This is a genomic window from Anaeroplasma sp. (assembly GCF_034179385.1).
Lineage (GTDB): Bacteria > Bacillota_I > Bacilli_A > Acholeplasmatales > Anaeroplasmataceae > Anaeroplasma.
Window position 1 is genome coordinate 1 of sequence record NZ_JAXFPY010000080.1, and the last position, 10,311, is coordinate 10,311.

General features: G+C 29.0%; 9 protein-coding genes. All 9 read right to left on the bottom strand.

Translation table 11 applies throughout. The features are described 5' to 3' along the window. Positions 1–392 (bottom strand): AAA family ATPase (locus SPJ17_RS05305; protein WP_321093317.1); only part of this gene is annotated, 392 nt, incomplete at its 3' end. Positions 393–663: 271 nt separating this feature from the next. Continuing rightward, positions 664–2,019, bottom strand: coding sequence for an AAA family ATPase (locus SPJ17_RS05310; RefSeq protein WP_321093318.1), 1,356 nt, complete (start codon positions 2,017–2,019; stop codon positions 664–666). 298 nt (positions 2,020–2,317) lie between these two features. Then, a complete protein-coding gene (locus tag SPJ17_RS05315) occupies positions 2,318–3,649 on the bottom strand; it encodes an AAA family ATPase (RefSeq protein WP_321093319.1) in 1,332 nt (443 codons plus the stop codon). 601 nt (positions 3,650–4,250) lie between these two features. Next, on the bottom strand, positions 4,251–5,858 hold the full coding sequence (gene groL / locus SPJ17_RS05320; RefSeq protein ID WP_321093321.1) for a chaperonin GroEL: 1,608 nt from the start codon (positions 5,856–5,858) through the stop codon (positions 4,251–4,253). A 13-nt stretch (positions 5,859–5,871) separates the two neighbouring features. Then, entirely contained in the window at positions 5,872–6,153 is a 282-nt protein-coding gene (locus tag SPJ17_RS05325) for a co-chaperone GroES (protein WP_321093322.1), read from the bottom strand. Between the two features lie 438 nt (positions 6,154–6,591). Beyond that, complete coding sequence (locus SPJ17_RS05330) at positions 6,592–7,926, bottom strand: CCA tRNA nucleotidyltransferase (protein ID WP_321093323.1); 1,335 nt, start codon at positions 7,924–7,926, stop codon at positions 6,592–6,594. Next, the gene (locus SPJ17_RS05335) at positions 7,923–8,930 is read right to left on the bottom strand and encodes a nucleotidyltransferase domain-containing protein (RefSeq protein WP_321093324.1); all 1,008 of its coding nucleotides are present in this window, start codon (positions 8,928–8,930) and stop codon (positions 7,923–7,925) included. Before SPJ17_RS05335 ends, SPJ17_RS05330 begins: the two co-directional genes overlap by 4 nt. Positions 8,931–8,942: 12 nt before the next feature. After that, complete coding sequence (locus tag SPJ17_RS05340; RefSeq protein WP_321093325.1) at positions 8,943–9,419, bottom strand: RtcB family protein; 477 nt, start codon at positions 9,417–9,419, stop codon at positions 8,943–8,945. After that, a complete protein-coding gene (locus tag SPJ17_RS05345; protein ID WP_321093326.1) occupies positions 9,371–10,159 on the bottom strand; it encodes an RtcB family protein in 789 nt (262 codons plus the stop codon). The genes SPJ17_RS05340 and SPJ17_RS05345 overlap by 49 nt, the downstream gene beginning before the upstream one ends. Positions 10,160–10,311 lie beyond the last annotated feature (152 nt).

Below are 10,311 nucleotides of genomic sequence, written 5' to 3' on the forward strand. Positions count from 1 at the left end.
ATTTCATCATTCTTTTTTAAGAATTCTTTTGATATATAACCAAGTCTTGATGTTTCAATATAATAATCAAAATTTACATCATCTAACATAAATAAGAGTTCAATTGAACCAATTATTTTTGACTCATCTTTATTCTTTTTATATTCATCAAACAAAAAATTATTAACAACAAATGGAGTTAAAAATTCAACTGGCTCCACCATAAAATTAATTAAGCTAGCAACAGCATTAAATATTGCTGTTTTACCACTACCATTATGACCATATAATGCAATAGGGTTTGCAATATCGTCAATTGTGTTATCTTCTAAAAATTGATAATTACCTTTTTTAAAGTCTAATTCACATGTGTTAATGGAATTAATATTATTAATTATTATCTTCTTTAACATAGTCCTACCTCCACTGTATATTTTATACACTATAATTGTACAATCTCAATTTTCAATTGTCAATTATCACTGTATATTTTATACACTAATTATGTTTTCGCATTTAAAACTGTTATACTATTATTAAAATTTTTCCACGAAATCATTTCAAAAGATATTTTTACAAAACTTTTCGAATCCTAAGCGAGTGTCGTGCGTTCGAATCGCATAGAAAACGCCATAAGGATATTGAAAAGAGTTGGAAATTAATCCAACTCTCTTTTAATTGTATTTAAAAATTATATTTCGTTTTCCCTAAAACAAATGCTAAATAATGAGGAATAGTTATAATATCATTATTTTCACTTACATTATAATCGCCAATTTTTATTAATTTCGTCTTACCATAATGATCAGGATGATTCATAACTGTTTTGCTAGATTTTGTGTTTCCTGTTTTAGCTTTAACCTCTAAAAGAGTTGAATAACCATTATAAGATATTACAAAATCTATTTCTAATCCACTTTCTTTAGCAAAATAATATACATCTATACCTGCTTTATTTAGTGAGTCAAAAATTAACGCTTCATAAATCGCGCCTTTACCCTGACCTAAATCTCCTCTATTTATCGCAGCCACAGTGTCGATTCCATACATTGATGTTACAATTCCAATATCTTCAGGAAATAATTTAAATTGTGACTCTATTTTAAAACCAACGAGTGGTAGTGTTGGCACACTAACATTATGAACCTTTGAAACAATGTGTGCTTGTTTTAAATATTCAATCGCATCATTTTTCTCATATTGTGACCCACTAGATACTTTTGAGACAATGAATCTTTTATTTTCCTTAGCAAGGAAAGTTGGTATTAAATCAAAAACATTTTGAATTCTTGATACTAAAGAAGGTTTAAAAACTGGATTACCTTTTTTATCTTTCCTTCTTCCAAAATCAGTTTTCATATCAAATATAGTATTATTTAATACCTTATATGCAGAAACAATGCTTTTGGTATTAATATACTCTAAAACGACTTTGGGAAATCCACCAATACAGGCATATTTTAAAAATATGTTCTTATATATATTATTAATGTTATCTGGTATTGCTTTTTTTTGTATAAAATAATCAACTAAACTATTAATTTGCATATCAGTATATCCTAATGCCCATAAAAATTCCTCAAAATCCATTGTTTTCATATGATAAACATCATCATACCCAGTTGGCGCAGGTGTTGTATCACCAATTACATATCCATTAATACCTAAATATGAGCCACTACCTATAACATTATATCTTCCATCTTTTTCAAAATTTTTAAATGATAATCGAGCTCTTGGACAATCTTGAATTTCATCAAAGAAAATAAGCGATTTACTAGGTTCAATAATTTCATTTGGAAATCTTAAAGATATATTATTGATTAATGTGTCTACATCTAATTCGCCATCGAAATCAGATGAATACTCAGGATTAGTCCAAAAATTAATTTCAATCAAATCAAGATTATTTCTAACTGCAAATTTTCTTATGGACTCTGTTTTACCACATTGCCTAATTCCAACAATTAATTTTGGAGCTTTATTTTGTTGTTTTAACCATAAATCCAAATCTAAATCAATTTTTCTTTTAAAATACATAATAAACCTCCTCGCTTTATAATGTTTCAACAACATTATAAGAAATTCCGAGCGAGTTTTCAATATTTTTTAAGAAATTCCGAGCGAGTTTTAAATATTTTTTTAAGAAATTCCTGGCGAGTTATATAACTCCTAAGCGAGTGTCGTGCGTTCGAATCGCATAGAAAACGCCATTAGAGAGATTAAAATCGCCTCATTAATTTGAAGCGATTTTTGTGATTTTGTAATAAATATTAAATCAAATTACAAAGTGTTATTTAGCAATTATTCTATGAATATATCATTAGAGTCGATATTATTACTTAAAACAAAATAGCATATAAAAAGGTAAGATTGTAGTATTATCCCCGTATTCCAAAGGCTTTGACTTAATAAAATATCTTTCACCAATAACTTTAGAATATTTATTTTTAAACAATTCAATTGATTTTATAGATGATGTTTTATTAGATTTAACTTCAAATGGAATTACTTTTCCCCTATTATAAATTAAATAATCAATTTCATACTTTGTTTTCCCTTCATACCAAAAATAATAATAAGGAGCAAATCCTAATGAATATAAACTTTGGGCAACAGCATTTTCAAATAGCATCCCAAGGTTTGTAGATAGTTTATCCAAGATTAATCTTTGATAAACATCCTGCGAATCAACAATATTATTTGGATAAATAATTGAAGTAAATAAACCTACATCAGATAAATACAATTTGAAATAGTCCTCATTTTTTGTTAATTTAAATCCTCCTGTCGGTTCGTTGCATTTATAAACAGGCAAAACCATTTTTGATTCAATTAATTTATCCATAGTATTAGTAAACAATATCGAATCACTTCTAGTGTCTAGGCTAGAAACAATAAATCTAGAAGACTGTGTTGATAGCATTGATGGTATTCTTGACCACACATTGTAACAGATTGTTCCATACTTATTATCAATCTTCTTTAAATCTTCTTCATACAATTTAATAATATTCTTTTTACTCTTGTCCACCTTATAAAAATCTTTTGTTTTTACATATGTATCAACTGCTTGTGGCATTCCTCCAACTGCTAAATAAGTTCTAAAGTGTTTTATCAACAACTGATGTGTGCTCAAACTCATGGGCTTTCTATTATCATAAGATTTTCTTAATTCGTTTGCTTCATATTCTAAATTTAAAGCCCATAAGAATTCCTCATAATCCATTGGGTACATTGAAATAGATTCTTCTTCAGATGGTATTAATATATCTTGTGTGTTTTCCTTTATAGAGACTAAAGAACCCGTTTCAATATAATAATATCTTCCATCTTTTACTAAATGTTTAATCGCTTGCCTAGCAATAGGAAAAAATTGAACCTCATCAAATATTATAAGACTGCCATTTGGCAATTTAGGAATTCCAAGTTTTAAAAATAATTCGCTAAAAAAATCTTCTATATTAGATAGATTTGCAAAAACACCCTTAAATTCATCACCATATATTGAAAAATCAATTAACTTATATGCCGGAAATTCATTAGCACCAAATAATTCAGCAATGGTAGATTTTCCAATTCTTCTTGCACCTTCAATTAATAAAGCAGTGCTACCATTAGAAGTTTCTTTCCATTCTAGCAATGAATTATATACTTTTCGCTTGAACATTTAACATCATCTCCTATTTAATATTATATATTAAAATCGCCTATTTTCAACATCGATTTGCAAAAACCGGAATACATTTTATCCTTATATTTGCAAAAACCGGAATATTTTAAATGCATAAATTTGCAAAAACCGGATTTTTTTAGAGGTATTATTTCTATATAAATAACTGTACCTTAATTGTTCATTTTTATATTGACTTTAATATTATTTTTGGGATTTGAGCAACATCCCCAAATAATTCCACAAATTCTTCAAATAGTTTCTCAAATCACCAAATCACTTTTCTTCAACAATAGAAATGTAACCATTTGGGCCGCTTTTGGGGTGTAATTTCCGCATTAAATAAATTTACATAAACATTACGCCAAGTTTCTGGGAAGATGTCTAAAGATATACAAGATATGGAAAATATTTTGATGATGCAGAGGATAATCAAGCATAAAATCTTAACTTCTAAGCGAGTGCCTTGCATTCAAATCGCATCAAGCCCTCCAGACTAAACAATTAAATCATTCTTATGCAGAACGATAATAAAAGCCATATTAGTAAGCTTATATGCTAATATGGCTTTTATTTATTAGATTAATATTAAAATTTATTAATACATTTCTTGGTTCGCTTTAGCTTCTTTTTCTTTTAAAGAGCCAACAGCAGCTTCAGTAGTCAAGAATAGACCAGCAATGGATGCTGCATTTAAAATAGCACTTCTTGTAACCTTAGTTGGATCTACAATTCCTGATTTATACATATCCGTCCAAACACCTGCTTTAGCATCAAAACCAACGCCTGATTCCTTTTGTAATTGTTCATCAACAATATTTTTACCACTGAAACCAGAATTTTCAGCAATTTGATAAAGTGGTGCAGTTAAAGAATCAATAACAACATTCATACCACGTTGTACATCCGTAATATCACTCTTTAAAATTGGTTTAACTTCTTTATAGATTTCAGCTAAAGCGGATCCACCACCTGTAACAATACCTTCTAGTACAGCAGCCTTTGTTGCATTAAGGGCATCCTCAATACGTAATTTCTTTTCTTTTAATTCAGATTCCGTTGTTGCCCCAACCTTAATTAAAGCAACACCATTTACTAATTTAGCAGCACGCTTTTGTAATTCTTCTTTTCTATATTTTGATTTTTCCTTTAAGGCAATAGCTTTAATTTCATCAATTCTAGCATTAATATCTTCTTTTTTACCAATTCCATCGATAATCGTTGTTGAATCCTTTTCAACTATAATCTTTTTAGCTTCACCTAAATCATCCATTTTGACATCCTTTAATGCCATATTTAAATTTTTATCAATGAACTTAGCTCCAACAATCAATGAAATATCTGATAATGTTTCATTTAAAGAATCTCCAAATCCAGGAGCTTTAGTAGCTACAACATTGAATGTTCCACGCAATTTATTAATAACAATAGTATTAACTGCTTCCTGATCCATATCTTCACAAATGATAAATAATGGCTTTCTTACCTTAACAACTTCTTCTAGCAATGGCAAAATATCTTGAATTGATGAAATTTTTTGGTTTGTAACTAAAATTGCTGTATCTTCCATTGTAATACTAGTTTTATCTAATTCACCAACCATATATGGGGAAATATAGCCTTTATCATATTTAATTCCCTTTGTAACTTCGAGTGAAGTTTCAAAACCACGGGATTCATCGACATTAATTACTCCATCTTTTCCAACAGTTTCCATTGCTTTAGCAATAATATCACCAATTTCTTTTGAACCTGATGATATAGTTGCAACATTTGCAATCTCATTGCTAGATTCTACTTTATGAGAATGCTCTAACAATTTTTCACTTACAACCTTAGCTGCCTCATCAATTCCTTCTCTCATAAGCATTGGATTAGCACCTCTTTCAACTTCGCTTAATCCGCTATGAATCATGGATTGAGCTAATAAAGTAGCTGTTGTAGTTCCATCACCAGCAACATCGTTTGTGTTATTAGCAACCTCATATATTAATTTAGCACCCATATTCATAAATGAATCATCAAATTCAATTTCTTTAGCAATTGATACACCATCATTTGTAATTAGTGGTGAACCATAACCCTTATCTAAAACAACATTTCTTCCTTTTGGTCCTAATGTAACTTTTACTGTATTCGCAAGCTCATCTATTCCCTTTAACATTGAATTTCTTGCGTCTGAATTAAATTTAATAACTTTAGCCATATTCATTCATCTCCTATTCTATAACGGCTAATATATCATTTGATGATAATATTAAGTATTCTTCATTGTCAATTTTAATCTTAGTTGGACTATAAGTCTTATACACTACCTTATCTCCTACTTTAAGATTAATTGGAATAATTTCACCTTTTTCATTCCTTTTTCCTTCAGAAACAGCAACTACAGTTGCATATTCAGGTTCTTCTTCCTTTTGACTTAATACAATTCCGCTTGCTGTTTCACGAACAAGTTTTTCTTTTTTTAAAACTACATTATCATTTAATGGTCTAATCATTTTTTTGCCTCCTCCTGTTGGCACTCTATATATCAATGTGCCAATCTAATTAAGATTATAGCACTTTTTAGCACTCTGTCAACTAGTTTGCCAATATTTTTTTAAAAAAAGTAGATTTAAATTGGTTTTCTAAATAATCCTTTCACATCAAACAAGTTTATATGATTTTGCTTATAGGATGTGAAAGTAATTTCATCGTAAGATTATAAAAAAATATCACAAATATTGTAATACCAAGTGAAGTGGTGCCAGTTTCGTAGACAACAAAATAAAAAGGGCACTAAGATAATTTCATAAGAAATAAAATATGGTTACTAACATTAATACGTTGGTAACCATTTTTATGTTGACTATGTGATTATGAATATAATTCTCTTCCTATCAAGAGCAGAATATTCTTTTATTGTATTTTTCACTTCATTATCTTTTAATAATCTGTTAGCCAGGATAATTCCCTCTATTCTTTTTTATAAGTTCAATCATTACTTCTTTGTTATTATTTATTTTATCATCCATTACCAATTCTAGTAAGTAATTTAATGTAGAACCAATCTCTTTTCCAGACATGCCTAGTTCAATTAAATCGTATCCATTTATAGATAAATCTGCTAGTTTAATACATTCGTTATCTTCTTTAATTTGCTTAACGATGCTTTTTATTTTATCTATATTCATTAATTCATAACTTGTATGATCGAATCTATCCGCATTGATAAGCTCTAATAGCATAGAAAATAGTTCTTCATCCTGATTTGGAGTGCTAGAAAGATTTTTTCTGACGCTCTTTGTTGTTGGATTAATTGTTGTATCATGTTTCATAATTAAATATTGAATCTTCTCTATTTCATCATTAGAATATCTTAATCTTTTCATTACCTCTAAGGCAATTAAAGCACCTTTTTCTGCATGACCATAGAAATGTCCAATGCCATTATCATCAACAGTAAAGCATAATGGTTTTGCAATATCATGAAGCAATGCAGCTGTTCTTGTTAATACAATTGTTTTTCCTGTTGCATGTGTCTTTGAATACACATTACCACATACATGAACAATATGATCATAAAGTGTATTATTATGATATGGATTTTTCTGGTCAAATCCATCCGTAAACTTAAGCTCTGGAATAATAGTAAATATCACATCTTTATACTCATTTAATACCTTTTTAACATTATCTCCAGCTAGTATTCCATCTAGTTCACTTTTAATTCTTTCAGAGGATACATTACTTAACAATTCTTTATATTCATGAATGGCTCTAGCCGTTTCTTCTTCGATTTCAAATCCTAATCTAGAAGAAAACCTCAAGGCCCTTAAAATCCTTAGTGGATCTTCCTTTATTCTGTCCACAGGATTACCTGGTGCTCTAATAATTTTATTTTTTAAATCATCATATCCACCAACCAAATCCACTATCCTATCACTATATGCCATTGCGTTTATTGTCAAATCCCTATGCATTAAATCGTTCTCAATTGAGTTTTTCTCATCAGCATTGTGCTTATATGAAGTAATCTCAACATTATCATCCCCAATATGTAATGTGATAGTATTATGCTTTTCACCGTTATTATTAATAATGCTATAGTCAGTAAAAATAGACTTCAATGTGCTAAAATCGCAATTCGTAGTTAAATCATAATCTTTAACATCAAGACCTAACAATGTGTCTCTAATGCAACCACCAACAAGATAGCATTCATATTCATTTTTTATTAATCTTTCTTGTATAGCCTTTATGTATTCAGGCACATGAAATAATACTTTCATTTTCTTGCCTCTTTATATAATTTTAGTACAAGTTTATTAAACTTGTTTGTATCAACAAAATCTGGTAAAGTAGTTTCTTTTTTAAGCTTATCACATTTTGTTTTTAAGTCATTTAACAATGTGTAAAACTCATCCGTTACATAACCATCACTACTTCTATATTTTCCATTTCTAATATTCATAAGCAATTCATGTTCTTTTTCTCTAAATGTATGAACTGTTTTGTACTCTAAAATCTCATTGCACATGAAATATAATCTAATTAAATGCATCATATGCTTATTCAAATGTTGGTCATCCTTCTTTTTGTTTCTTTGGCCAATTGTCTCGTTATAATTTCTTACAACATTCGTCATTTCCTCAATCATACTTCTAAGTCTACCTAAAGGATAATGTTCAAGTTTGAAATCGACTAGAATTTCTTCATCCATTCCATTATACCAAGAACCAACATATGTTTTAATTGCATCATCTGGTAGCTTATACTTAGTTTCAAATGATTTAGCTGCATTCTCTACACTTCTATTAATATGTTCCATTTTATCATGTTCAGCTAGCGTATCCCTAGCCATTGCATTTTCTAATCTATTAAGCTGTGCATTCGCATATCCACCAAAAGAATATGCTGCACGTTTAGTTAAGAATAAATCTCTATTATCTAGTAATACTTTTCCAGCTGGGGAAACATATAAATAATGTTCTGGTTTTGAATAAAGCATTTCGATAATATTGGGATTGCATTCTTTAACAAGCTTTAAAAACTTTTTTAATGTGTAAATAACAGTATCCGTTTCAGCATCAACATATTGTTCAAAATCAGTTAATCCAAGTGTGTCAGTTTCACGTTCTAAGACTACACCTCTAATATCTAAATCAGATGTTTCTACATTAGTACCATATGCATGACTACCAGCAACTGTTAAAAACAAGATATTATCTTTTAAAAGCGGATCATTTCTTAAGAAATCATATTCTCTTGATTCTAATACTTTCCTATAATCCATATTTTAATCCTCCTATTCTGCAGATTTAAAATTATAAACTGGTTTTATTATTTCTAATACATCAACAGTATCTTTAATGTTATTTAATATTGATTCCATTGGCTTATATACAAAAGGAGATTCATCAAGAGTAGTCTCATCAGCAGATGTAGTGTATATTCCATCCATTGACTTTTTAAAATCTTCTACAGTTAGTGTTCTAAAAGCCTCTCCTCTAGACATTACTCTTCCAGCACCATGTGGAGCTGAATAATTATAATTTGAATTAGATTTACCTTTTGCAATAATACAACCATCTCTCATATTCATTGGAATAAGGACTATCTCATTCTCATAAGCCGAAATAGATCCTTTTCTTAAAATCTTATCCTTCATATTAATGTAATTATGAATCGTTTCAAACTTAGACAATTCATCGATATTTAATCCTAGATAATTCGTTATTCTTCTTGCAATTTCAAATCTATTCTCTGTTGCAAATTTTGACACAAGTCCATATCATACAAATAGTCATTGAAATCAGAACCTTCTAGATAGCAAAATTCCTTTGGCATAGACAATTGTATATACATTTGTGATATTCTTTGTATTAGAGCCTGTATTTCTTTTTGTCTTCCTGCTTGTTTATATTCAGTAATAACTTTAGAAATTGCCTCTTTCTTATTAAGCAATTTATTTTCATGATATTGAATAGCCTTATTTTGATATATTTCAGCCACCTGCTTACCAAGATTTCTAGAGCCAGTGTGTATTACCAAATAGTACTCACCTTTGGAATTAACATCTATTTCAATAAAGTGATTGCCGCCACCCAAAGATCCTAATGATTTCTTTAAATATGTTATTTTGTTTATTTCATGAATGCATTTCAAATCTTCTAATACTACATTAGCTTTTATAATATCTTCATTTACATTCATACCAGCAGGAATATTATTGTGTATAAAATTATCTAATTCTTCAAAATCAATTTGTATTTTTCCAAGATTAACGCATAACATTCCACATCCAATATCAACGCCAACTAGATTAGGAACAATTTTATCTTTAATTTCTAGTGTAGTTCCGATTACACATCCAGCTCCAGCATGGCAATCAGCCATGATGCGAACCTTTACATCTTTCATAAAATCTTGATCAACCAATACTTTTATTTGTTCTTTAGTTTTATCGTCTAATATATCCGCATATACTATTGCATTTGTATATTTTCCGTAAATAGTCATCATAGCTAACACCACCTTACACTTTTATTATATTGTCACAAAAACTATTTGTATATTTTCAATTTTTTTATTTTTTGTGATATGCATTTAACGTGGCAAAGCCATTTATTAGAATGAATTCTATAAAAAGTGTGGTATAATATATCACAAGGATG